This window comes from Micromonospora sp. URMC 106, assembly GCF_051386395.1.
Lineage (GTDB): Bacteria > Actinomycetota > Actinomycetes > Mycobacteriales > Micromonosporaceae > Micromonospora.
This window is the reverse complement of the sequence record NZ_JBPQTP010000030.1, coordinates 26661-49480: the sequence shown is the minus strand read 5'-3', so window position 1 is coordinate 49480 and position 22820 is coordinate 26661. Positions and strand designations below refer to the sequence as shown.

20 protein-coding genes are annotated in these 22820 nt (G+C 74.9%); 14 read left to right on the top strand and 6 right to left on the bottom strand.

Annotated elements, in window-relative coordinates; translation table 11 throughout:
* Positions 1-61: 61 nt before the first annotated feature.
* Positions 62-268: a hypothetical protein gene (locus ACSNOB_RS12650; protein ID WP_091095227.1), complete on the bottom strand. Its 207-nt coding sequence runs from the start codon at positions 266-268 to the stop codon at positions 62-64.
* Between the two features lie 232 nt (positions 269-500).
* On the opposite strand from ACSNOB_RS12650, the gene ACSNOB_RS12645 reads away from it, so the two are divergent.
* A complete protein-coding gene (locus tag ACSNOB_RS12645; protein ID WP_436686836.1) occupies positions 501-1322 on the top strand; it encodes a hypothetical protein in 822 nt (273 codons plus the stop codon).
* A gap of 340 nt (positions 1323-1662) precedes the next feature.
* Here ACSNOB_RS12645 and ACSNOB_RS12640 read toward each other — a convergent pair whose 3' ends face one another.
* The 3 genes from ACSNOB_RS12640 to ACSNOB_RS12630 all read right to left on the bottom strand — a co-directional run bounded on the left by ACSNOB_RS12640 (position 1663) and on the right by ACSNOB_RS12630 (position 4706).
* Positions 1663-2760 carry a helix-hairpin-helix domain-containing protein gene (locus ACSNOB_RS12640; RefSeq protein WP_436686835.1) on the bottom strand — a complete coding sequence of 366 codons (1098 nt, stop codon included), beginning with the start codon at positions 2758-2760 and terminating at the stop codon, positions 1663-1665.
* 236 nt (positions 2761-2996) lie between these two features.
* On the bottom strand, positions 2997-4346 hold the full coding sequence (locus tag ACSNOB_RS12635) for an FAD-dependent oxidoreductase (RefSeq protein WP_436686834.1): 1350 nt from the start codon (positions 4344-4346) through the stop codon (positions 2997-2999).
* 12 nt (positions 4347-4358) lie between these two features.
* Positions 4359-4706, bottom strand: coding sequence for a TcmI family type II polyketide cyclase (locus tag ACSNOB_RS12630; RefSeq protein ID WP_436686833.1), 348 nt, complete (start codon positions 4704-4706; stop codon positions 4359-4361).
* A 581-nt stretch (positions 4707-5287) separates the two neighbouring features.
* Here ACSNOB_RS12630 and ACSNOB_RS12625 point away from each other — a divergent pair.
* The 3 genes from ACSNOB_RS12625 to ACSNOB_RS12615 are packed head-to-tail and all read left to right on the top strand — an operon-like array spanning position 5288 to position 10655.
* On the top strand, positions 5288-8848 hold the full coding sequence (locus ACSNOB_RS12625; RefSeq protein WP_436686832.1) for a S8 family serine peptidase: 3561 nt from the start codon (positions 5288-5290) through the stop codon (positions 8846-8848).
* Positions 8849-8902: 54 nt separating this feature from the next.
* Positions 8903-9484: an RNA polymerase sigma factor gene (locus ACSNOB_RS12620; RefSeq protein ID WP_436686831.1), complete on the top strand. Its 582-nt coding sequence runs from the start codon at positions 8903-8905 to the stop codon at positions 9482-9484.
* A 40-nt stretch (positions 9485-9524) separates the two neighbouring features.
* Entirely contained in the window at positions 9525-10655 is a 1131-nt protein-coding gene (locus ACSNOB_RS12615; protein ID WP_436686830.1) for a CU044_5270 family protein, read from the top strand.
* A gap of 310 nt (positions 10656-10965) precedes the next feature.
* On the opposite strand, the gene ACSNOB_RS12610 is transcribed toward ACSNOB_RS12615, so the two are convergent.
* Positions 10966-11775, bottom strand: a complete 810-nt coding sequence (locus tag ACSNOB_RS12610; protein ID WP_436686829.1) for an AfsR/SARP family transcriptional regulator — start codon at positions 11773-11775, stop codon at positions 10966-10968.
* 415 nt (positions 11776-12190) lie between these two features.
* Between ACSNOB_RS12610 and ACSNOB_RS12605 the strand changes: the two genes are divergently transcribed.
* The 10 genes from ACSNOB_RS12605 (at position 12191) to ACSNOB_RS12560 (ending at position 22150) form a co-directional block, all read left to right on the top strand.
* Positions 12191-12529: a TcmI family type II polyketide cyclase gene (locus ACSNOB_RS12605; protein ID WP_393108967.1), complete on the top strand. Its 339-nt coding sequence runs from the start codon at positions 12191-12193 to the stop codon at positions 12527-12529.
* Positions 12526-14241, top strand: coding sequence for an acetyl-CoA carboxylase carboxyltransferase subunit alpha (locus ACSNOB_RS12600; RefSeq protein ID WP_436686828.1), 1716 nt, complete (start codon positions 12526-12528; stop codon positions 14239-14241). Before ACSNOB_RS12605 ends, ACSNOB_RS12600 begins: the two co-directional genes overlap by 4 nt.
* Entirely contained in the window at positions 14238-14741 is a 504-nt protein-coding gene (locus ACSNOB_RS12595) for an acetyl-CoA carboxylase biotin carboxyl carrier protein (protein WP_436686827.1), read from the top strand. Before ACSNOB_RS12600 ends, ACSNOB_RS12595 begins: the two co-directional genes overlap by 4 nt.
* An 11-nt stretch (positions 14742-14752) precedes the next feature.
* Positions 14753-16132, top strand: a complete 1380-nt coding sequence (locus ACSNOB_RS12590) for an acetyl-CoA carboxylase biotin carboxylase subunit (protein ID WP_436686826.1) — start codon at positions 14753-14755, stop codon at positions 16130-16132.
* On the top strand, positions 16129-16902 hold the full coding sequence (locus ACSNOB_RS12585; RefSeq protein ID WP_436686825.1) for an SRPBCC family protein: 774 nt from the start codon (positions 16129-16131) through the stop codon (positions 16900-16902). The genes ACSNOB_RS12590 and ACSNOB_RS12585 overlap by 4 nt, the downstream gene beginning before the upstream one ends.
* Positions 16895-17299 carry a cupin domain-containing protein gene (locus ACSNOB_RS12580; RefSeq protein ID WP_436686824.1) on the top strand — a complete coding sequence of 135 codons (405 nt, stop codon included), beginning with the start codon at positions 16895-16897 and terminating at the stop codon, positions 17297-17299. The genes ACSNOB_RS12585 and ACSNOB_RS12580 overlap by 8 nt, the downstream gene beginning before the upstream one ends.
* A 55-nt stretch (positions 17300-17354) precedes the next feature.
* Positions 17355-18629 carry a beta-ketoacyl-[acyl-carrier-protein] synthase family protein gene (locus tag ACSNOB_RS12575; protein WP_436686823.1) on the top strand — a complete coding sequence of 425 codons (1275 nt, stop codon included), beginning with the start codon at positions 17355-17357 and terminating at the stop codon, positions 18627-18629.
* The gene (locus ACSNOB_RS12570; protein ID WP_436686822.1) at positions 18626-19873 is read left to right on the top strand and encodes a beta-ketoacyl synthase N-terminal-like domain-containing protein; all 1248 of its coding nucleotides are present in this window, start codon (positions 18626-18628) and stop codon (positions 19871-19873) included. The genes ACSNOB_RS12575 and ACSNOB_RS12570 overlap by 4 nt, the downstream gene beginning before the upstream one ends.
* A 48-nt stretch (positions 19874-19921) precedes the next feature.
* Complete coding sequence (locus ACSNOB_RS12565; RefSeq protein ID WP_393108983.1) at positions 19922-20245, top strand: antibiotic biosynthesis monooxygenase family protein; 324 nt, start codon at positions 19922-19924, stop codon at positions 20243-20245.
* 519 nt (positions 20246-20764) lie between these two features.
* A complete protein-coding gene (locus tag ACSNOB_RS12560; protein ID WP_436686821.1) occupies positions 20765-22150 on the top strand; it encodes a class I adenylate-forming enzyme family protein in 1386 nt (461 codons plus the stop codon).
* Here ACSNOB_RS12560 and ACSNOB_RS12555 read toward each other — a convergent pair.
* A complete protein-coding gene (locus ACSNOB_RS12555) occupies positions 22081-22806 on the bottom strand; it encodes a 4'-phosphopantetheinyl transferase family protein (RefSeq protein ID WP_436686820.1) in 726 nt (241 codons plus the stop codon). The two genes, ACSNOB_RS12560 and ACSNOB_RS12555, sit on opposite strands and share 70 nt — an antisense overlap.
* Positions 22807-22820: the final 14 nt, after the last annotated feature.

Genomic DNA, 22820 nt, shown 5'->3' with positions numbered 1-22820 from the left:
GCGGCGTACGGACACGGATCGGCCCGCGCCGCAGTGGGCGCGGGCCGGGGGAAGCGCGGTCCTACTCGGACGGCTGGGGCAGCTCGCAGTCGACCTTGGGGTTGGCGCCGATGTAGTTCAGCGGCCCGGCGACGATGGTCACCAGGATCGTGCCGGCCTCGGCGCAGTTGGTGTCGTCACCGCTGTAGTAGCCGCGCTGGCCGGCGGCGACCGCGCCGATGATCAGCCAGATGACGACGAGGACTCCGAATATCGACGTGCCGCGCATCGCTGCCTCCGCAAAGGGTGTGGTGGTTCGAGGTGCAGGACGTTGTACCCAGTCGCGATGAACGGCTAACGACGCCGCCGATCGACCACCCCGGATCCGCCGTTCGACAGCCCCCGGAGGGCTGTGCGGGCCGCCCGCCCCTGCCGGTGCGCTATCGGATCGGCGACCGACGGCCCCGCACGGTGGCCCGGCGGGCGTAGAACTGCGTCAGGGCACGGCGCAGGAGGACACCATGGAGGCCCCGCACCTGTACATCGACCGCCTCGAGGACGTCGCCGTGGCGGCCCGCGCGCTGGCCGGGGGCGCGGTGGTCGCGGTGGCCTTCGGCAACTTCTACGCCGTCGTGGCCCGCCCGGACACGGCCACCGTGCGTCGGGTCAACGTCGCGAAGGGCCGCCCCGCCGACCAGATCGGCAGCATCACCACCGCCTTCCGGCGGATCCCGGCGATGTTCGACTGGTCGCGGGTGCCGCGCCGGCTGCCCGAGGGCCGGGTGCGGCAGCTGATGGGCGTCCTCTACGGCGCGGGCCCGTTCGGCTTCCGCGGCCCGGCCGTCGACCGGCTGCCCGCCCACCTCACCCGGCGCGACCGGGGCGTACGCACCACGCAGGTGATCGCGCCGGGGTTGGCCTGCCCGTCGAACGCGTTCTTCGAGCGGGTGGTCGCCGAGACCGGGGTGGACCACCTCTACATCACCTCGGCGAACCGTTCCCGGCACCGCACGGGGGCCGCGGAGGAGCCGGCGCACTGGAAGGCCGAGGGCGTCGCCGAGGACTTCGCCCACCTCGACGACCTGGTGGTGCTCGCGCACCGGGACGAGGCGGCGGCGCGGGCCGCGCACCCCGGGCACCTGCCGACCTCGGTGACGCTGCTGTCGTTCCACGCCCCGGCCGGCGAGCCGGAGGAGCCGCCGGTGCTCACCGTCGACCGGCACGGCTCGCTGCACGTCGACGACGTGCGTCGGGCCGCCGCGCCGCTCGGCCTCCAGGTGCGGCTCGGCCCCGCCGCCGGCCGGCGCCTGGAGGTCCGGACGTACGCGGGAGCGCTGGTGTGACCGGGTCCCGGAGCGGGCCCGTGGTGGCCGGCTCAAGACAGCACCAGTCGTGATCGACGTCCGGGCGACGTGCTCGCGTACGCCTGCCCGGCGGCGGTGAGGGCCGACGTGGCCGGGGCGCACGATCGGGCCGGGGCGCGCCGGCCGGGGGTGCGGCCCGGCGCGCGGGGTTGCGTCGGCTGAGCGGCCGGACGCCCGACGTCGCGGCATCCCGGGGAGCGGGACGCCGCGACGTCGGGGACATCGGGGTCATGTCATGTCATGTCGTGTCGTGGCGCCGTCCCCGGCTCGCGGGGGAGGGCCACCCGGCACCGCCGCCGGCAGGGCGGCGGCCCCTGGGTCAGGCGTCGTCGGCGCCCACGGCGGCCGGCAGGGCGGCGGCCGCCTCCTGCGGGGCGCCGGCGAGCACCTTCGCCTGCTGCGGCCAGGTCGCGAGGCTCGGCGCGGCCCGCAGCCCGGCCCCCCGGATCGTCTCCCGCAGGGCGGCCTCGTCCAGCTCCGCGAGCTGCCGGTACGTACGGATGCCGGCGGCCTGCAGCGCCGCCGCCATCTTCGGGCCGACGCCCTGGATCCGGCGGAAGTCGTCGGGGGTGTCCGCGTCGTCCGTGCTCGGCGCCGGCGGGGCGGCCACCGCGCTGCGCGCCGCGGGCACGACCACCGGCCCGGCGGGCACGTCGGTCGACGCCGGCGCCGACTCCGGCCCGGCCGGGGTGGCCGCGACGGGCTCCGGCTCGGCGGCGACGGGTTCGGGCTCGGCCGGGGTGGCGGCCGCCCGGACCGGCTCCGGCTCGGTGGCCGCGACGGGCTCCGGCTCGGTGGCGGCGACGGGCTGCGGCTCGGTGGCCGCGACGGGCTCCGGCTCGGTAGCCGCGACCGGCTCCGGCTCGGCGGCGGCGACCGGCTCCGCGGCGGTGGCGACCGGCTCCGCGGCGGTGGCCGGCTCCTCGGCCGGGTGGTGGTCGACGGGACCGGTCACGTGGGCCGCGGCCGGCAGCACGACCTCGGCGTCCGGCCGGCGGTCGGTGGCGGTGTCGAGCGGCGCGGCGGTGGTCACGGGGTCGGCGTCGGGCGCCGGCACCGGGTCGCCGGTGAGCGCCATGTCGGCCGGGTCGACCTCGTCGGCGCGCTCGGCGTCGGTCACGACGACGGTGACCGGGGCGGCGTCGGTGTCCGACGGGACGGTGTCGGCGGCGGGAACGGGGTCGGCGACGGCGTCGGGGGCCCGGTCGACGGTCACCTCCGGGCGCGCCTCGTCGGTGGTGGCGGTGGGCGGCGGGTCGACCACCACGGCGGTCATGCCGGCGACCGGGTCACCCTCCACCGTGGGCGCGCCGTGCTCGGCGGCCGCGTCCTGCCGGCCCCGCCAGAACCATCCGCCCGCCAGACCCACCAGCAGGGCCACGATCAGTATCAGCCAGTGCCCGAAAGACCACGCCACGGCAAACCTCCCTCTCGTTCACGTCGAAACTCCGAGAAAAACTCGCCGCAGCTTCGCACACGCTCCGTGCGGGCGACAGGCAGGACCGGTCGCTCGCGGTGTGGTGGGACGGGGGAGCACCGGGAGTTTCCGGCGGGCGACGGACCGTCGCCGCGCGGCGGTCCGGCGCGGCCGGATCGGGGGCGGGCACGCGGCGACCCCGGCGCCGGGCGGGCGCCGGGGTCCGGGTCGGACGGTCAGTCCTCCTCGCCCCGGTAGGTGTAGAAGTCGTTGACGAACTTGCGCGCCAGCCGGGGCACCCGGCTGGTGACGCCGAAGTATCCGCGCGCCCCCAGCAGCGCGAGCCGGCCGACGACCGGCTTGTACATCCGGTCGTCGCCGTTGGTGCCGCTGCGGTTGAGCGAGTCGGCGACGCGGGCGAAGCCGTACGGCACCATCGCGGCCTCGTAGTCGGCCACCGCCTGGAGCAGCGTCTTGTCGCCGGCCGCGGCCAGCCGGAGCTGCCGGCTGAGCAGGGCGGCGTCGCGCAGTGCGGTGTTGGCGCCCACCCCGCGTCCCGGTGTCATGGTGTGGATGGCGTCGCCGAGCAGGGTGACGGTGCTGCTCTTCCACGGCGGCACCGGTTCGCTGGTGGACACCTTGATGGGCAGGGCGCTGCCCGGGTCGCTGTGGGCGAGCAGTTCGCGCAGGTGGGGGTGCCAGTTGCGGGTGAGTCGCAGCGCGAGCATGACCAGGTCCTCGCCGCGCCGTTGCAGGACGTCGGGCGGGAACCGGCGGGCGGTGCTCCAGATGACGAGGTTGATGTTGTCGCGGGTGGGGTCGTGGCGGAGCCCGGGCCAGTCGCGCAGCAGTGCGGCGTCGGCGGGGTCGACGCCGGGTTTCAGCGCGCCGTCGGCGTCCCACTTGAACTCCATGACGTGCAGTACGCCCATCATCCCGCCGGTGCCGAAGATCAGGGAGATGCCCTGCTCGATGCGCGGGGGCAGCAGGCGGCGGGTGTGCGGGGTGAGCGGGATGCGGGTGGCGATGTTGACGGTGCCGGCGTCGCGGGTGACGGCGTGCGGCAGGTACTGGCGGCGTACCGCGGAGTGGGTGCCGTCGGCGGCGACGAGGAGGTCGCCGGTGGCGGTGCTGCCGTCGGCGAAGTGCGCGGTCACGGTGCCGTCGTCGCGTTGCTCGTACCGGGTGAAGGTCTTGTCGAAGTGGACCACGTCCTCCATGTCGGTGAGCAGGACCTGGCGCAGGGTCATCCGGGCCACGGACCGTTCGGTGTCGATTGGGTCGGTGTCGGGCCGCAGGGTGAACGAGGCCGTCTGGCGCATCCGTTGGGTGATGACGTTGAAGTAGCGGGGGGAGCGGGCGCAGGTGGCCAGGTAGGTGTCGAACAGCCGTGGGGGCAGGCATTCGCGCAGGGCGCGGCTGCCGGTGGGGCCGATGCCGACGCGGTAGCCGAGCAGTCCCTCGCCGCGGGTGCGGTAGCGCTCGTAGACGGCGACGCTGATCCCGGCCCGGCGCAGGCCGTGGGCCAGGCACAGGCCGCCGGTGCCGGCCCCGATGATCAGGACGTGGGGTGGTCTGGGTGACATGGCGACCGCCGTTCAGCCGGCCGCGTGCGACGACGGCGCGTCGGCGGCGTCCCAGCGGTAGAAGCAGCCGGCGATCGCGTCGCGTGGTGAGCGCCAGGTCGGCAGGTACGGGGTGGTGTGCGCGGACAGGCGCTCGTTGACCTGGCGGTAGAGCGGGTGGTTGCGGGCGCCGGCGAGGGCGTCCGGGTCCACGTCGGCGGTCTCCATCAGGTGTACGCACAGGTCGTGCAGGCAGTACAGGGACCGGTGCCGGACCCCGGTGAGGGCGGGCAGTTCGGTGGCGTCGGACTCGGCGAAGATCTGTGCCACCCGTCCCTCCGCGCCCGGGATGATCCTGCTGACGATCAGTAGACGGCTCATGGGACCCCTCTCGTCGGTGGTGCTCCGCGAGCACTGCGGAGGCCACGGACTGTTGTGCGGCCCACCCTGCCGGGGCGGCTGTCACCTGCCCGTCACGTGCGTGGTCGCGCCGGTGACGCCGTCCGGGCGGGGGTGGGTCCCGTCGACGTGTCCGTCGTCGGGACGCCTGGTGTCGGCGCATGACCCCCGGTCGTGGCAGGTGCCGTAGCCGGCCCTGCGCGCCAGGTCCGAGTGGCCGGCTCCTGCGCGGTTGGGGTGAGTGTCGACCAGCCGCGGCTGTCTCCAACGGGATGAGGTTCGCCGGGAACCTCGCGTGCGCCTGCGGGGAACAAGGGGCAGGGCGGCAGCTTTTGTCGCCCTGCCCCGCCGGCTGCGGTTTCCGCTGCCCCCGGCCGGGAGTCGTCCCCGACGCGAGGAGAGTTTTTGTGAGGAGACGTGCGCGACATGCCGCGGTGGTGAGAGGGCTCGCCGCCGTGGTCGCGGCGGTTGTCGCGGCTGGTGTCGTCGTCGGACAGTCCGACGCCGGATCGGGGGCGACGCCGGCGGCGGCTCAGGCCGCCGACCGGAGTCCGGGGAAGTGGGTGACCCTGATCACCGGCGACCGGGTCCTGGTGCGAGACGTCGGCGGCCAGACCAAGGTGCTGGTCGAGTCGGCGCCTCGGCCGGGTCTCGCCCAGTTCCAGGAGTTCACCCGGCGCGGCGACCGGTACGTCCTGCCCCATGACGCGGCCGGGCTGGTGCGCGACGGGGTGCTGGACCGGGAGTTGTTCAACGTCACCGGGTTGATCCGCCAGGGCTACGACGATGCAAGTGTGCCCGCCGTCCCGCTGCTGGTGCAGTACGCGGACACCGGGCGGGCCGTTCGACCCGCTCCGCCGGCCGGCGCCGTGGTGCGACGGTCGCTGCCGGGTACGGCGATGGCGGCGCTCGACGCGAGGAAGAGCACCGCGAGGCAGTTCTGGGGTCGGGTGCGTTCGACCGGGCGTGGGTTCGCCGGGGACATCCGGCGGGTGTGGCTCAACGGCAGGGTCCGGACGAACCTGGAGCAGAGTGTGCCGAAGATCGGCGCTCCGGTCGCCTGGGGTCGTGGCCACACGGGGACCGGGGTGACCGTGGCGGTGCTGGACAGCGGTATCGACCTGGAGCATCCGGACTTCGCCGGAAAGGTCGCCACGTCGAGGGACTTCTCCGGCAAGGGCACCGTCGAGGACGGTCACGGTCACGGCACCCACGTCGCATCGATCGTCGCCGGCTCGGGTGCCGCCGCCGACGGCAGGTACAGGGGGGTGGCGCCCGGCGCCACGCTCGCGGTGGGGAAGGTGCTCGACGACTCCGGGTCGGGGACGTTCGACGCCGTCCTCGCCGGAATGCAGTGGGCGGCGGTGGAGGCCCGCGCCCGGGTGGTGAACATGAGTCTGGGGAGCCTGCCCACGGATGGCTCCGATCCCATGTCCGTGGCGCTCAACGAGCTGACCCGCGAGCACGGCACCCTGTTCGTGGTCGCCGCCGGCAACCACGGCGCCGACGAGACGGTTTCCACCCCGGCGGCGGCGGACGCCGCGCTGGCGGTGGGCAGCGTGAGCGTCGGTGACGAGCTCAGCCGGTTCTCCAGCCGTGGTCCCCGCTACGGGGACGGGGCGGCGAAGCCGGATCTGGCCGCGCCCGGTGCGGACATCGTGGCGGCCCGGCCGGCGGACGTCGACCCGCTCGGGGACGCGGTGGGCGACGCGTACCAGCGGATGAGCGGGACGTCGATGGCCGCGCCCCACGTGGCGGGTTCGGCCGCGTTGCTGGCGCAGCAGCATCCCGACTGGAAGGCGACCGACCTGAAGGCGGCGTTGATGAGCACCGCGGCCGAGGTACCCGGCGCCGGCCCGTACGCTGTCGGCACGGGTCGGGTGGACGTGGCGCGGGCCACCGGCCAGCCGGTCACCGCGACTGGCACCACGTCGACGTTGCTGAGCTGGCCGAACCACGGTGTGTCCAAGCGGCAGCACATCACCTGGCGCAACCACGGGGACGCTTCGGTGACGCTGGCCCTGTCGGCGGCGTTGACCGGACGAGACGGGCAGCCGGCCCCGGCCGGGCTGGTCAGGTTCTCGGCGCAGACCGTGACCGTGCCGGCCGGCGGCGCCGTGACGGTGGAGGCCACGGTGACCGCGCAGGACGGCGCCGCGGGCCGTTACAGCGGCCTGCTCACCGGTCGCAGCGCGGACGGCACGGTGACCACGCGCACCGCGCTGTCGGTGTACCAGGAGGAGGAGCGGTACGACCTGAGGGTCAGCCTCGTGGCCCGCGACGGTGCCGCGGCCGTGCCGGTCGACTATCCCAACATTCTGATCATCGACCTGGACGACCCGTCGAACGCCTTCGAGCCGAAGCCCGGGGAGGCGGTGCGGCTACCGCGCGGCCGTTACTCGGTCCGCGGCACGATCGAAACCCACCAGGCGGGCGGGGAGCCGTCGTACACGATGATCACTCATCCCGAGTTGATCGTCGATCGGGACATGGTCCAGACCCTGGATGCCAGGGACGGCAAGCCGGTTTCGGTCACCACCGACTCCCCGACCGCCCGGGGCGGTACGCAGGCGTATGTCGCCATCAGCGCCGTCAGCGGCTGCGGCGGCTGCACGTGGAGCAGTCCCAGCCAGGTGGACCCGCGGTTCCACGAGCTGTACGCGGCGACGGTGCCGGGCACCAGTTCGCCCACCTTCAGCTCGGGGCTGGCTCGACAGGCGCATGAGCCCATCGTGGAACTGTGGGCTGACGGCGCCGTACCGTTCGAGGTTCCGGTCGACTGGCTCCCCGGCTCACCGCAGCCGCCGGCGCAGGCCGCGCTACCCACGGTGCACGGCGGAAGTGGCACGGCGGAGGACCTGGCGAAGATCGACGGTCGGGGCAAGCTGGTGCTGGTCGAGATTCCCGGCGGCACCACCATCGCGGAGGTCCTCCAGCGGACCGCCGCCATCAAGGCGGCCGGAGCGAAGGCGGCGCTGGTCGTGCTGATGGGCGCGCTGGCGGACGGCAAGCCGGGGGAGCCGGTGGCGGCGCTGCCGACGATGTACGGCATGGGCCCGACCACGCAGCGGTTCGCCGCGTTGGCGAAAGCCGGCGAGGTCACGGTGTCGTTCACGAGCCGCCCGTTCCCGAGGCAGCGCTACGAGCTGGCGTACCGGGTGCCGTACAAGCTGGACACGGCACAGCTGCGGCGGGCGCGGACCGCGGATCTGGTCGCGGTGCGCACCGCGTACCACGACAACGCGGTCGGGTCCGAGCACCGCGTCGCGGCGTACGAGAGTTCCGGCGCGAGCGTCGGGACCGGCCGCTTCCTGCCGGTGCGGCCCGGACAGGAACGCGTGGAGTACTTCACCCCCGGCACCTGGGAACTCTTCTGGTCCGCCCGCGACACGCGTGCGTCCGAGGTGCGGATCCTGACGGTCGGGAAGTCGGATCGGGTCGTCTGGAACAAGGCGGTCGCCGGGCCGACGTTCCGCAGCCCCGGCGGGCACGTGCCGCGGCCGTGGGCGTGGCGATCGGACGACACGTTCGACGTGACGCTGCCCATGCACGGCGATTCGGCCGGCCGACCGCGAATGCCCGAGCCGGGTGTCGACAGCGGCTCGGTCAGCCTGTACCGGGACGGGCAGCTGGTGGGCACCAGTCCGGAGCCGGGCTACGGGCGCTTCGACGTGCCCGAGTCGGCGGGCGCGTACCGGTTGACGGCCGAGGTCCACCGGGCAGCCGACTGGTGGCCGCTGTGGACGAAGGTGGCCGCGTCGTGGACGTTCGGGTCCTCGGCCGTCGACGACGGGAAGCCACTGCCGCTGCTCGCCGTGCGGCTCGACCCCGCCGTTGATCTGCGCAACCGTGCCCCGGGCGGACAGTTCAGCCTCCCGGTGTACGTGACCCGGCAGGGCGCCGACGAGGTGCGGATCAGTTCGCTCACCGTGGACGTGTCCTACGACGACGGGCGCACGTGGTCACCGGCCACCGTCACGGCGGCCGGCGACCACTGGAACGTCGGCGTCACGCATCCCACCAGCGGCTACGCCTCGCTGCGGGTCAGGGCGACCGACGCGGCCGGTAACGCCGTCGAGCAGAGTGTGGTGCGCGCGTACGCGATTGGCCGGGAAGTTCAGTAGGCCGTGCGGGAGACAGCGGGAATCAACCTGAAGCCAGAGAGGAAGGCTGCCCGGGTGACCGTGCCCCTGAGGGACAGTCCGGACGCGGATCTGATGACGGGTCCGCCAGAGCGGTTCGGCGAACTGTTCGAGCGGTACTCGGATCAGCTGTACGACTACTGCGCCCGCCGCGTCGGCCGGCAGCTGGCCGAGGATCTCGTTGCCGACACGTTCGCGGCGGCGTTCGCCCACCGCGACCGGTACGACGTCACCGCTCCGAACGCACGACCGTGGCTGTTCGGCATCCTCGCCAATCTGCTGCACAAACACCGTCGGGCTGAGGCCAGGGGCTGGCGGGCGCTGGCCCGCGCGGGCCGGGATCCGCTCGACGGCGCGCGGCCGCTCGACGAGTCGTTCGCCGATGAGGTCGGCGATCGGCTCGACGCGCGGGCGGCCACCCGGTCGCTGGCGAAGGCTCTGGCGGCCATGCCGCACGAACAGCGGGAGGTGCTCCTGCTGCATGTGTGGGCGTGCCTGGACTACCCGGATCTCGCCCTCGCGCTGGCCCTGCCGCCAGGCACGGTTCGGTCCAGGCTGCACCGGGCCAAGGCCAAGCTCCGGCAGGCGCTACCCAGCCACTACGCCCCATCCACCTGACCATCCGCCCGTTGTCTGAGGTTCGGGAGAACGAATTGCCATGGACGAACCAATGAACCGATATACGCCAGCTGATGCTGGCGACCCGGGGCTGCGGATGCTCGCCCGGCTCCGGGCGGACCTCACCGGGGCGCCCGCTGACGCGAAGGATCGCATGCGGCATGCCGTACTCAACAGGACGCTGCACGGTGGTGCCACCGGGCGGCCGGGCCCGGCCGCCCGATGGCACCGGCTCGCGGTGAGCGTTTCGGCGGCGCTGGCACTGGCCGGTCTTGTCGGCGGTGCCGCCGTAGCGACAGGTCTGCTCGATCAGGAAGACCCGCCTCCGGCGCAGACCTCGCCGGGCATCGGTCCGAACACCGAGCCAGCCACCGTGTTGGAACTCGTCGCGCAACGGGCCGCCCTCGCCCCGGCCCTTCCCATCCGTCCCGGGCAGTACGTCTACGTGCGGACCGAGTCGAGCGACATCGGGACGTACGACGGAGGTTCGTGGGGCCACGAGACGGTGCGGCTGCGGGTCGAGGGGTGGGACGAGCGGTGGCTGGATCCGCAGGGAATGTTCCCGGTGCGGACGCGGGGGGAGGACAGCCATATCCGACCACTCACCGCACGGGACCGGGCAATCGCCGAGCGGGCGGGACTGCTCAGGGCCCAGCCGGAGCGGTACGACCGGCGGAATGACAGCTACACCGCCCAGAAGGCGGAGCTGGCGGCGAAGGGGCCCGACCTCGCCGGGCGGCGATCGACTCCCGAGTCGCTCGCCGGTCTGCCGACCGAACCCGACGAGCTGCTGGTCGTGCTGCGCTCGGCAGCCGCCAAGCAGGCCGACCAGTACGCGGCCACCGAGCCCGGGGTGGACGCCTACACCTTCGCGCTGGTCGCCGACCTGTTCCAGGCGTACGACCCGATCATCTCGCCTGAACTCAGGGCCGCGCTCTACCGCGCCGTCGCCAAACTGCCCGGCGTCAAACTCGTGCAGGGCAGGGTGAAGCTCGGCGGGCACACCGGAATCGCCCTCACCTATCCCATGAGGGGCAAGGAGCGCAAGGAGATCGTTCTCGACCCCGCCACCTATCGGTTCATCGGCGTCCGATCCAACGCCGGGGGCGTCGACGAGTCCTGGACCGTCGTCACCGACACCCGCGTCGTCGATGTGGTCGGCCAGACGTGATCACCTGTCGGACCCGACAACGGTCGGGGTGGTCAGCTGCCGGCGGTCGCCCGCGCTGCCACTGACGATGCCCTCGCCGGTTCTCCGGCGAGGGCATCTCGTCGCTCCACCGCCCGTCCCGCCTCGCTGCGTCGACGCGGGGAAGGAACTCAGGAACGTCCTGGCCCTCCGGGTGCCGAAGCGTCACGGCGGGGGTGGGCCGACCGGTATCGAGGCGGCGACTGAGACTGCCGAGAGCCACCGGCGTGTGCCGGCGGCCCGGCCCGCTGGGGCGGCCCGCCGCCGCCATGGGGCGTCCGGGCGCGCCGTCTCAGCGGGCGCGGGGGGCGACCCGGGTGTGCGGGGTGCGGCGCGGCCGGGCGGGGGTGTCGCGGGTGGCGTCGCGGATCGGCGCGAGGGTGTCGTCGAGCAGCGCGGTCATCGCCGCGCTGGGTTCCAGCCGTAGTTCCCGCAGCAGCAGGTCGCGGTAGACGTAGAAGGCGTGCACGGCCTCGAAGGCGTTGCCCTCGGCGAGGTGGATGCGCACCACCAGCCGGTGCGGGGTCTCGCGCAGCGGCTCGGCGGCCATGGCCTCCAGCGCGGCCTCCAGGGCCTCTCCGTGCCGGCCCGCCGCGAGGTGCTGGCCGGCGAGCGCCTCCAGCATGTGCAGGCGCAGCTGGCGCAGCCGCTCCCGGTCGGCCAGGACCCAGTCGTCGTACCAGCCGGGGAGCAGGTCGTGCCGGCCGGCGGCGAGTGCGGCGGCGGCGCACGGGTCGTCGCCGTCGCGCACCCTGGCCGCCGTGCCGACGAGGGCGTCGACGTCGACCTGGACGACGGGGTTGAGGCGTACGGTGTCGCCGGTGGTGGTGAGCGGGCAGCAGGGGTCCTGGCGCAGTCGCCACAGCGCGGTCCGCAGGGACGACAGGGCGCGGTCCTCGGGCGCGTCGGGCCAGAGCAGCCCGGCGAGGTGGCTGCGGGTGGCGCCGGGGCGCAGCCCGATCAGGGCGATGACCCGTTGCAGGCCGCGCGGCACCACGACCGGGGTGTCGTCGTGCAGCAGCCGGAAGCCGCCGAGCAGGTGCAGCGAGATCTCCGTGCCGGGGCGGCGCCCGGTGGTGGGCATCGACGGATCAGCGGCCACGCGGCACCCCCTGCGGAACGCTCGTCCCGACTCCTCTGCTGTCCCCGGCGCGGCTGCCCTTGACCCCACTGTCGGGTCGCTCTGCCGCGGCACGGCGTCGCGCGCCGCGGCCGCCGGGCTGACCGTGACGAAGATTATCAATCGTGGTCACTCTCGGTCAATGTGTCGTTCGGGATGCGGCGCGTGGTCCCGTCTTCACGAAAACCCTTCCGAACTGCTGATAGTCCATTTCGGGCGATGAGGGCGGCGCGGTGGATGCACAGTTCGCGTCAACGCAGCGTCACAAGGTGGCGTCGCGGGTCGGCGGGCGGCGGTGACGCCGCCGTGACGGCCGTGGCCGCATCGTGTCGCCAGTCGTCCGGCTCGGCCGGCGCCGTCGTCACCGACGCCGGATGCCGTGGAGGGAGGCCCGTCCATGGACCGTTCGCTGATCGTCGCGAAGGTGGTGCCGAGCGCCGAGGCGCGCGTCGCCGAGATCTTCGCCGAGTCCGACGCGACCGAGCTGCCGCACCTGGTCGGGGTGCGGCACCGGTCGCTGTACCGGCTGGGTGACCTCTACGTGCACCTGCTGGAGACGGACGCGCCGGGCGGGGCGGCGGTCGAGGCGGCCCGGGGGCATCCCGAGTTCGCGCGGGTCAGCGCCCGGCTGCGGCCGTACGTGTCGCCGTACCTGCCGACGTGGCGGGAGCCGCGCGACGCGATGGCGCGCTGTTTCTACCGCTTCGACGCCGCGCCCGCCGGGCGGCCGTCGTGACCGCCACCGCGCCCCGCGAGGGGCAGCTCTGGTCCCGCTGCGGCGGTTGCGCCACCCTGCTGTACCGCAAGCGGCTGCGCCGCAACCTCGACGTCTGTCCCGAGTGCGGGACGCACGCCCGCCTGGACGCGCCCGAGCGGCTGCTCCAGCTCGTCGACGCGGGGTCGTTCGCCGCCCTGGCGGATCGGCCGGCGGAGGTCGACCCGATCGGTTTCGTGGACCTGCTGCCGTATCCGCACCGGCTCAGCGCCGCCCGGGCCGGCACCGGGCTGGCCGAGGCGGTGGTCTGCGGCACCGCCACCGTCGGCGGGCACCCGTGCGCGCTCGCGGTGATGGACTTCCGGTTCCTCGGCGGCAGCCTGGGCTGCGCCGTGGGGGAGCTGATCACCCGGGCCGCCGAGCGGGCGCTGGAGGACGGGATCGCGCTGGTCCTGGTCACCGCCTCGGGTGGGGCGCGGATGCAGGAGGGCGCCCTGTCGCTGATGCAGATGGCCACGGTGAGCCAGGCGATCGCCGCGCTGCGGGAGGCGGGGCTGCTCACGGTCAGCGTGCTCACCGACCCGACGTACGGGGGTGTGGCCGCCTCGTTCGCCACGAACACCGACGTGGTGCTCGCCGAGAAGGGCGCGCGGATGGGCTTCGCCGGTCCCCGGGTGATCCGTCAGGTCACCGGGCGGGCGCTGCCGGAGGGCTTCCAGACCGCCGACTTCCTGCTGCGGCACGGGCAGGTCGACATGGTGGTGCCCCGGCACGCCCTGCGGGGGCGGCTGGCGGCGCTGCTGGCCGCGGCGCGTGCGGGGGGCCGGCGGGCGGCGCGTGCGGGCGTACCGCGGCAGGAGCCGTCGCCGGTCGTGGCGCGGCCGGCCGGTGGGGCCGCCGCCGTGACGGGGCCGGGCGGCGACGCCTGGGAGACGGTGCGGCTGGCGAGGCACCCGGGTCGGCCGACCACCCTGGACTATCTGGAGACGGCGTTCGACGGCTTCGTCGAGCTGCACGGCGACCGCCTCGGCGCGGACTGTCCCGCCGTGGTCGGCGGGCTGGCCCGCCTCGACGGCCGGGCCGTGATGGTGATCGGGCACCAGAAGGGTCACACCACCGCCGAGCTGGTTTCGCGCAACTTCGGCATGGCCAGCCCGGCCGGGCACCGCAAGGCGTTGCGGCTGATGCGGCTCGCCGCCCGCCTCGGCCTGCCGGTGGTCACCCTGGTGGACACGCCCGGGGCGGATCCCGGCGTGAGCGCCGAGGAGCAGGGGCAGGCGGCGGCCATCGCGGAGAACATCCTCGCCCTGACCGTGCTGCCCACCCCCGTCGTCGCGGTGATCACCGGGGAGGGGGGTAGCGGCGGCGCGTTGGCCCTCGCCGTGGCCGACCGGGTGTTGATGCTCCAGCACGCCGTGTATTCGGTGATCAGCCCCGAGGGCTGCGCGGCCATCCTGTGGCCGGACCGGGGGGCGGCGCCCGAGGCGGCCCGCGCGTTGCGGCTGACCGCGCCCGATCTGTGCCGCCTGGGGGTGGTCGACGACGTCGTGCCCGAGCCGGCCCCGGCCGCGCACCAGGATCCGGAGGCGGCTGCGCGGGCGTTGCGGGCGGCGGTGCTGGCGCACCTGCTGCCGCTGCTCGACGTGCCGACCGCCACGCTGGTGCGGCGCCGGCGGCAGCGTTTCCGCCGCTTCGGCGCGGCCCGCCTCGGCGCGCGGGCGGGTGCCCGGTGAGCGCGGGCGGCGCCCCGGTCGACACCGTGCCGGCCGGCGTGGAGTCGGCGTCCGGGGTGGACGCGGTGCTGGCCGGGCTGCGGCGGCACGCCCGGGACCTCGTCGCCGAGCTGGCCGGCCCGGTCCGCCGGGTGCGGCTGCGCAGCGGTGACACGGTGCTGGAGGTGGAGTGGCACGGCGGCGCGCCGGTGGACGCCCCGCCGGAGGGCGGGCCGGTCGCGGCGCGGCCCGCGCCCCCGCCGGCCGGGGACGACCCGGGCCGGTACGCGGTGCGCTCGCCCATCGTCGGCACGTTCTACCGGGCGCCGGAGCCGGGCGCCGCGCCCTTCGTCGCCGTCGGCGACCTGGTGCGCCCCGGGCAGGTCATCGGCATCGTCGAGGCGATGAAGCTGATGAACGAGGTGACCGCCGAGCGGGGCGGCCGGGTCGCCGAGGTCATCGCCGCCGACGGCCAGCCGGTCGAGTACGACCAGCCGCTGCTCGCGCTGGATCCGGCCTGAGGTGGTGGGTGATGTTCGAGAAGGTGCTGATCGCCAACCGGGGTGAGATCGCCCTGCGGGTGCTGCGTGCCTGCCGCGAGCTGGGGGTGCGTACTGCGGTGGTCTACTCCACGGCCGACGCGGACTCCGCCGCGGTACGCCTGGCCGACCAGGCCGTGCGGATCGGGCCGCCGGCCAGCCGGCGCAGCTACCTCAACGCCGCCGCGATCGTGGAGGCGGCCCGGCAGGTGGGCGCGCAGGCGGTGCACCCCGGCTACGGGTTCCTCTCGGAGGACGCCGACTTCGCCGAGATCTGCGCCGAGAACGGGCTGGTCTTCATCGGTCCGCCGCCGCAGGTGATGTCCGCGTTGGCGGACAAGTCCTCGGCGCGGGCGTTGATGCGCCGGGCGGGGCTGCCGCTGCCGCCGGGCAGCGTCGCGCCGGTGCCCACCGCCGCGGCGGCGGCGGAGGTGGCCGCCGAGGTGGGCTATCCGGTGATCGTCAAGGCGGCGGCCGGCGGCGGGGGCCGGGGCATGACGGTGGTGGCCGGTCCGGCCGAGCTGCCCCGGGCGTACGCGCGGACCCGGGCCGCGGCGCAGGTCGCCTTCGGCGACGACCGGGTCTACGTGGAGCGGTACCTGACCGGTGCCCGGCACGTCGAGGTGCAGCTGCTGTGCGACTCGCACGGCAACGGCGTGCACCTGGGCACGCGGGACTGTTCGGTGCAGCGCCGGCACCAGAAGCTGGTGGAGGAGGCGCCCGCCCCGGCGTTGTCGGCCGGCACGCTGGAGGCCATCGCGGAGTGCGCCCTGCGCGGGGCGCTGTCCGCCGGCTTCACGGGGGCCGGCACGGTGGAGTTCCTTGTCGATCCGGACGAGCGGTTCCACTTCCTGGAGATCAACTGCCGGATCCAGGTCGAGCACCCCGTCACCGAGATGATCACGGGGATCGACCTGGTGCACGAGCAGCTGCACATCGCCGCCGGGGTGCCGCTGCGCCTGCGGCAGGAGGACGTCCGCCCGCACGGGGTGGCCATCGAGTGCCGGGTCAACGTGGAGGACCCGGACCGCGGTTTCGCCCCGACGCCCGGCCGGCTGGACCGTTTCGTGCCGCCCGGTGGCCCGTTCACCCGGGTCGACACGCACGGCCACGCCGGTTACGTGTTCGGCCCGCACTACGACTCCCTGCTGGCCAAGGTGGCGGTCTGGGCGCCCGACCGGGAGTTGGCGCTCAACCGGCTGGAACGGGCCCTCGACGAGTTCGACGTCGCCGGGTCCGGGGTCCGCACCACCATCCCGTTCGTCCGGCGGGTGCTCGACGACGCCGGGTTCCGCAAGGGCCGCTACTCCACCGGCCTGGTCGACCAGCTGCTCGCCGGTCCGTCCGACGCACACCACAGGAGGCTCTGTTGACCGTCACCCATGGCCGTCCGCTGACCGCCGAGATCACCGACATTCTGGTAACCAACTGCGGGTTGGACGCCGACGCGGCCGCCCGCGCCCCGGCCGCGTCCCTGGAGGAACTCGGCATGGACTCGCTGGCACTGCTCGAACTGTCCGCCGTGGTCGCCGACCGGTGGCAGGTGCAGATCCCCGAGCAGGCGGGGCAGCTCAGCATCGCCGGCGTGGCCGAGCTGGTCGCCTGCCGCGCCGACCCGCCCGGGCACACCGAGAACAGCGTGCTCATCGCCGCGCCGCTGCCGCTGGTCTGGGACGTCACCAACGACGTCGCCGGCTGGCCCGAGCTGTTCACCGAGTACGCCCGGGCGGAGATCCTGCACCGCGACGGCGACACCGTGCGGTTCCGGCTCACCATGCACCCCGACGAGAACGGGGTGGCGTGGAGCTGGGTCAGCGAGCGCACCGCCGACCCGGCCACCCGGGAGGTCCGCGCCCGGCGGGTGGAGACCGGGCCGTTCGAGTACATGCACATCCACTGGCGCTACGCGGAGGAGCCCGGCGGTACGCGGATGACGTGGGTGCAGGACTTCGCGATGAAGCCGACCGCGCCGGTGGACAACGCCGGCATGACCGAGCGGATCAACACCAACAGCGCCGTGCAGCTCGCCGTGATCAGGGACAGGATCGAAGGGCTCGCGCGGGCCGGCGCGGCCGCCCGGGGGCCCGCCGCCACGCCCGCTGCGGCGCCCGCCGACGAGGCGACGGGAGCCGGCGATGAGTGAGCAGGCCCTGCGGTGGGTCGCCGCCGCCGACGTGGCGCCGGACCGCCGCCGCGGCGGCGAGCTGCGGGTGCTGCTCGGCCCGAAGACCGTGGGCAGCACCTCCGGTTTCCTGGGGGTGGCGGCGCTGCTGCCGGGGGAGCGCATCGCCGAGCACTACCACCCCTACAGCGAGGAGTTCCTGTACGTGGCCCGGGGCGCGATCACCGTCGACCTCGACGACGAGCCGGTGCCGCTGGCGGCCGGGGAGGCGCTGTTCGTGCCGCGCTACGTGCGGCACCGGCTGCGCAACACCGGCGACGAGCCGGCCGAGGTGGTCTTCCACCTGGGGCCGCTGGCTCCCCGCCCGGAACTCGGCCACGTCGACACCGAGCTGGTCGAGCAGCGGGGCGCGTCGTGAGCGCGAGGAGTGAGCCGGGGTTGCGAGCCCCGCAGTCGCGAACTGAGGTCACGTCGTGACCGGGCGCCGCACGGTGGTGACCGGCGTCGGGGTGGTCGCCCCCGGCGGCGCCAGCCGGGACCGGTTCTGGAAGGCCATCACCGAGGGGCGGACGGCGACGCGGCGGATCACCTTCTTCGACCCGTCGGCGTTCCGGTCGCAGATCGCCGCCGAGTGCGACTTCGACCCGGTCGCCGCGGGCCTCAGCGAGGCCGAGCGGCGGCGCGCCGACCGGTACGTGCAGTTCGCGCTCGCCTGCTCGGCCGAGGCGGTCGCCGACGCCGGGCTGGAGCTCACCGACGCCGAGCGGGACCGCGCCGGGGTGGTGCTCGGCACCGCCGTCGGCGGCACCATGGCCCTGGAGCAGGAGTACGTGACGGTCAGCGACACGGGCCGGCGGTGGCTGGTCGACGCGGCGCGCGGCGGCCCGTACCTCTACCAGGCGCTGGTGCCCAGCAGCCTGGCCGCCGACGTGGCGTGCCGGTACGGGCTGCACGGCCCGGCCCAGGTGGTCTCCACCGGCTGCACCTCCGGCATCGACGCCATCGGGTACGCCCACCAGCTCATCGCCGACGGCGAGGCCGACGTCGTGCTGGCCGGGGCGGCCGACTCGCCGATCTCGCCGGTGACCGTCGCCTCCTTCGACGCGATCAAGGCGACCAGCCCGGACAACGACGACCCGGCGCACGCCTCGCGCCCCTTCGACGCCGACCGGCACGGCTTCGTCCTCGCCGAGGGCGCGGCGGTGCTGGTGCTGGAGGAGGCCGGGCACGCCCGGCGGCGCGGGGCCCACGTCTACTGCGAGGTCGCCGGCTACGCCAGCCGCAGCAACGGCTACCACATGACGGGGCTGCGCCCCGACGGGCTGGAGATGGGGCTGGCCATCTCGGCCGCGCTGAGGCAGGGCCGGATCGCCCCCGAGCAGGTCTCCTACATCAGCGCGCACGGCTCGGGCACCCGGCAGAACGACCGGCACGAGACGGCGGCGTTCAAGCGGGCCCTCGGGCAGGCCGCGTACCGGGTGCCGATCAGCTCGATCAAGTCGATGGTCGGGCACTCGCTGGGCGCGATCGGCGCGATCGAGATGGCCGCGTGCGCCCTGGCCGTCGAGTTCGGTGTGGTGCCGCCGACGGCCAACTGGGCCACCCGTGACCCGGAGTGCGACCTGGACTACGTGCCGAACGAGGCGCGGGAGCTGCCGGTGGACGTGGCGCTGTCGGTGGGCAGCGGGTTCGGCGGTTTCCAGTCGGCGATGGTGTTCCGCCGGCTGTCCGGGGCGGTGCTGCCGTGACCGCCCGGGCGGTGGTGACCGGCATCGGGGTGGTCGCGCCCAGCGGGATCGGCGCGGACGCGCACTGGCGGACGGTGCTGGCCGGCACCCGCCGCACCGGGCCGATCACGCTCTTCGACCCCGCCGGGTATCCGACGCGGCACGGCGGGGAGGTGCCCGGCTTCGACGCGGGCGCGTACGCGGACACCCGGCGGCTGGTGCAGACCGACCGGTGGACGCACCTCGGGTTCGCCGCGACCCGGTTGGCGCTGGCCGACGCCGGCCTGCCCGAGCGGGCCCCCGACCCGTACGGGTACGCGGTGGCGCTGGCCAGCTCGTCGGGCGGGAACCTGTTCGGGCAGCGGGAGCTGCAACGGCTGTGGGGCGGGCCGACCCGCACGGTCGGGGCGTACCAGTCGATCGCGTGGTTCTACGCGGCCAGCGTCGGGCAGCTCTCCATCCACCACCAGTTCAAGGGGCCCTGCGGCGTGCTGGTCGCCGAGGCGGCCGGCGGGCTGGACAGCCTGGCGCACGCGGCGCGGGCGGTGCGCCGGGGCACGCCGGTGGTGATCGCCGGGGCGACGGAGTGCCCGCTGAGCCCGTACGCCCTGGCCTGTCAGCTGCGTTCCGGGCTGCTCAGCGACGTGGCCGATCCGGAGCGGGCCTACCGGCCGTTCGACGTCGCCGCCAGCGGCTACCTGCCCGCCGAGGGCGGTGCGGTCTTCGTGGTGGAGGAGCTGGGCCACGCGCTTGCCCGGGGTGCCCGCGTGCACGGCGAGGTGACCGGCTGGGGCGCCACCCACGACGGCGCGCACACCACGGCGGACAGCGCCGGCGACCCCGTGCAGTACGCGCGGGCGATGCGGCTGGCCCTGGACCGGGCCGGCGTCGGGCCGGAGGCGGTCGACGTGGTGCTGCCCGACGCGCTCGGCGTGCCCCGTTACGACCGCAGCGAGGCCGAGGCGCTGCGCGCGGTCTTCGGTGACCGGCCGCCCCCGGTGACGACGCAGAAGCCGCTGACCGGCCGCGCGCACCAGGGTGGCTCGGCGCTGGACGTGGCCACCGCGCTGCTCGCCTTCGGGCACGACACGCTGCCCGCCTCCGCGGGCCCGGACGAGGTGGCCGACGGCTGCGAGCTGGACTTCCTGCGGGAGCACCGGCGGCCGCGCAGCCGGCTGGCCATGGTCTGCGCCCGGGGCTTCGACGGGTTCAACAGCGCGCTGGTGTTGCGGGGGGCCGCGCCGGCGAGGGGAGCGACGACGTGAGTGGGCGCAGCGAGGAGCCGACATGAACGGGCGCAGCGAGGAGGCGGCATGAGCGGGCAGCGGGCGCGGGTGGTCTTCCTGGTGCGGGTGCCGGCGCCGCGCACGGAGGCGTTCCTGGCCGCGTACGAGCAGATCCGGCACCTGGTCGCCGGTGGCGTGCCGGGGCACCTGGTCGACCAGGTCTGCCGCTCGTCGGCCGATCCGGAGCAGTGGCTGATCACCAGCGAGTGGGCGAGCCTGGCCGACTTCGAGGCGTGGGAGCGCAGCCCGGAGCACCGGGAGCTGGTCCGGCCGATGCGGGAGTGCTTCACCGACGCCCGGTCGTTGCGCTTCCTGATCCACGCCCAGACCCCCACGCCGGCCCCGGCCTGACCCGGGGGTGTCGCGCCGCCGGTGCCCGTCGGGCGCCGGCGGCGTCGCCGTGTCCACCCGCGGCGCGCGTGGCGCGTGGGTGCCGCGCACCGGCCCGACGGCCCGTTCCCGCCCGCCCGCGGCGTGCGCCACCCGGGCGGCCGGCCCGTGCGGGCGCGCGCCGGTGCCGCCCGGTCCGGTGTGGACGGGCGGCGGTGCGATGCCGCCCGAACCGCCGCATCCGTCGCTCCCGGCCGGGATTGTCACCCCGCATGCTCCGCTGTGGACGCGCCATCGGCCGTCCGGGGGACGATGCCGACCGTACGCACGAGGTGTCATCCGGCGGTTACCCAGAGCCGGCCTACCCGCCCGATCCTGCCCGCCGAAGCGGCTGCCGGCAATCCGGCCGGCCGCTCTTTCTGATCTAGCCATTTGCATCTGGTGATGAATCCGGATGGCGTCGTAAGGTTCCCCGCAGCACCCCGATGGACGCACTTTCTGGGCAGATTTGCCCTCTTTGATGCTGGGCGGTGAACGTCAGTGACGACAGGAAATCCTGCGGCGGAAGACCCAGGATGGGTTGACGAAGTTCTGCTCGCAGGCCGTCCGACCGACATTTGTCTCCGACTGCCCGAACCGGTCGACCGGGGCACCCTGCGCCGACTGGTGATCGACGCGCAGGCCCGGCTGCACGCCGCCGGACTGCGTCCCGCAGGCGCCGCGGCGCTGCGGATGCCGCCCTCGCTGGCGTACGTGGTGAACCTGCTGGCGACCTGGCGCAGCGGCGCGCAGGCCGTCCTGCTCGACCACCGGCTCACCGACCACGAGGTGGCGCGGGCCCTGCAGCGGCTCACCCCGCAGGTGGTGGTGGCGCCGGTGCGCACCGGCGGCGGGGCGCTGCGGATCTTCGTCGACGTCACCGAGGGCGTCACCGCGTACGCCGACCGCCCCGCGGTCAGCGGGCACGCCGTGATCCAGCTCAGCTCCGGCTCCACCGGCCCGTCCAAGGTGATCGGCCGCACCGCCGCCGACCTCGTCGCCGAGGTGCACCGCTACACCCGCATCGACGGGGTGGCGCTGCCCGGCGAGCGGATCATCCTGCTGCCCTCGATGGTGCACGTGCTCGGCCTGGTCGGCGGTCTGCTCTACGGCCTGCACGCCGGGGTGGAACTGGTGCCGCCGCAGCGGCTCAGCGGCGACGCCGTGCTGGCCGCGATCGCCGCCGGCGACTCACCGGCCACCGTCCTCGGCGTGCCGTTCCACATCGGACTGCTCGCCTCCACCCGGCCCGCCGGCCCACTGCCGCAGTTCAAGCGGATGACCACCGGCGGCGAGCTGGTCCCGGCCGCCGTGGCCCGCGCCTTCACCGACCGCCACGGCGTGCCGCTGGGCAACATGTACGGGATGACCGAGGTCGGCGTCATCGGCACCGACCTGCACGGGCGGCACCGCCCGGCGATCGCCCCCGCCCCCGGCATCGAGGTCCGCGAGGTCGACGGCGAGCTGCGAATCCGCTGCCCCGCCTCGCCGTACGTGGGACTCAGCGACCCGACCCGCTGGGCCGACGGCTGGCTGCACACCCGCGACGCCGGCACCGTCGACGCGGACACCGGGCTGGTCACCGTGCGCGGGCGGCTCGACTCGCAGGTCTCCGTCGGCGGCCTGAAGGTCGACCTCACCGAGGTGGAGACGACCGTCGCCGAACTGCCCGGCGTCGCCGCCGCCGTGGTCGTCTGGGACAGCGGCATCACCGCGTACGTGCAGCCGGACGGGCCGCTGTCGGAGGAGGTGCTGGACAAGCTGCTCGCCGAGCGGCTCGCCGGCTACAAGCGGCCGCGCACCCTGCACCTGCTGGATCAGCTGCCCCGCACCACGACCGGCAAGCTGGTCCGCTCGGTCGACGCGCTGCGGACGGCGGCCACGTGACCGGTCCGCTGCGCCGCCCCGACCTCCCCCTCGACCACGACCACCTCGACCGGCGGCGCGTCGGCGGCGAGCACCGCGACCGCCAGGACCAGGCCCCCGCCCACCGGCGGGTGCCCGACACGCAGGCCCCCGCCGCCGGGCACCGGCCGCAGCGGCCCGTCGCCGCCGGGCCCACCGGGCTCCGGCATCGGCCGGCGCAGGCCGCCGTCGCGCAACCCCACCCCGAGCGCCTTGCCCACGGCCTCCTTCGCGGTCCACAGCCGCAGGAAGTCCGCCGCCCGGCCGTCGGCGGGCCGCCCGGCCAGCCAGACCGCCTCGGCCGGGGCGTACCAGCGGCGGGCCAGCGCCACGGCGGGCAGCGGGCGCAACCACTCCACGTCGACCCCGACCGGGCCGGCCGGGCGGGCGGCGACGACGACCACCCCGTCGGCGCGGCTCACGCTGACCGGCAGCTCCCGCCGAGCCTCCACCCCGGACGCGGCGACGACGGGCCGCCCGTACGGGCCGTGCCCCACCACGATCTGCGCCTGCGCGCGGCCGAGCAGCGTGGCACCCGCCCGCCGCAGCAGCCACCCGGCCGGGGCCGGCCGACCGCCGCCCTCGCGGCCGAACCACACGTACACGGTGTCCCGACCGGGCACCGGTAACTGGCTCACGGAAAGAGGTTAAC

Bases quoted from the DNA above. Each gene is read 5' to 3' on its own strand.
- ACSNOB_RS12650 (WP_091095227.1), bottom strand. From the start codon at position 268: ATGCGCGGCACGTCGATATTCGGAGTCCTCGTCGTCATCTGGCTGATC.
- ACSNOB_RS12645 (WP_436686836.1), top strand. From the start codon at position 501: ATGGAGGCCCCGCACCTGTACATCGACCGCCTCGAGGACGTCGCCGTG.
- ACSNOB_RS12635 (WP_436686834.1), bottom strand. From the start codon at position 4,346: ATGTCACCCAGACCACCCCACGTCCTGATCATCGGGGCCGGCACCGGC.
- ACSNOB_RS12630 (WP_436686833.1), bottom strand. From the start codon at position 4,706: ATGAGCCGTCTACTGATCGTCAGCAGGATCATCCCGGGCGCGGAGGGA.
- ACSNOB_RS12615 (WP_436686830.1), top strand. From the start codon at position 9,525: ATGGACGAACCAATGAACCGATATACGCCAGCTGATGCTGGCGACCCG.
- ACSNOB_RS12605 (WP_393108967.1), top strand. From the start codon at position 12,191: ATGGACCGTTCGCTGATCGTCGCGAAGGTGGTGCCGAGCGCCGAGGCG.
- ACSNOB_RS12590 (WP_436686826.1), top strand. From the start codon at position 14,753: ATGTTCGAGAAGGTGCTGATCGCCAACCGGGGTGAGATCGCCCTGCGG.
- ACSNOB_RS12580 (WP_436686824.1), top strand. From the start codon at position 16,895: ATGAGTGAGCAGGCCCTGCGGTGGGTCGCCGCCGCCGACGTGGCGCCG.
- ACSNOB_RS12565 (WP_393108983.1), top strand. From the start codon at position 19,922: ATGAGCGGGCAGCGGGCGCGGGTGGTCTTCCTGGTGCGGGTGCCGGCG.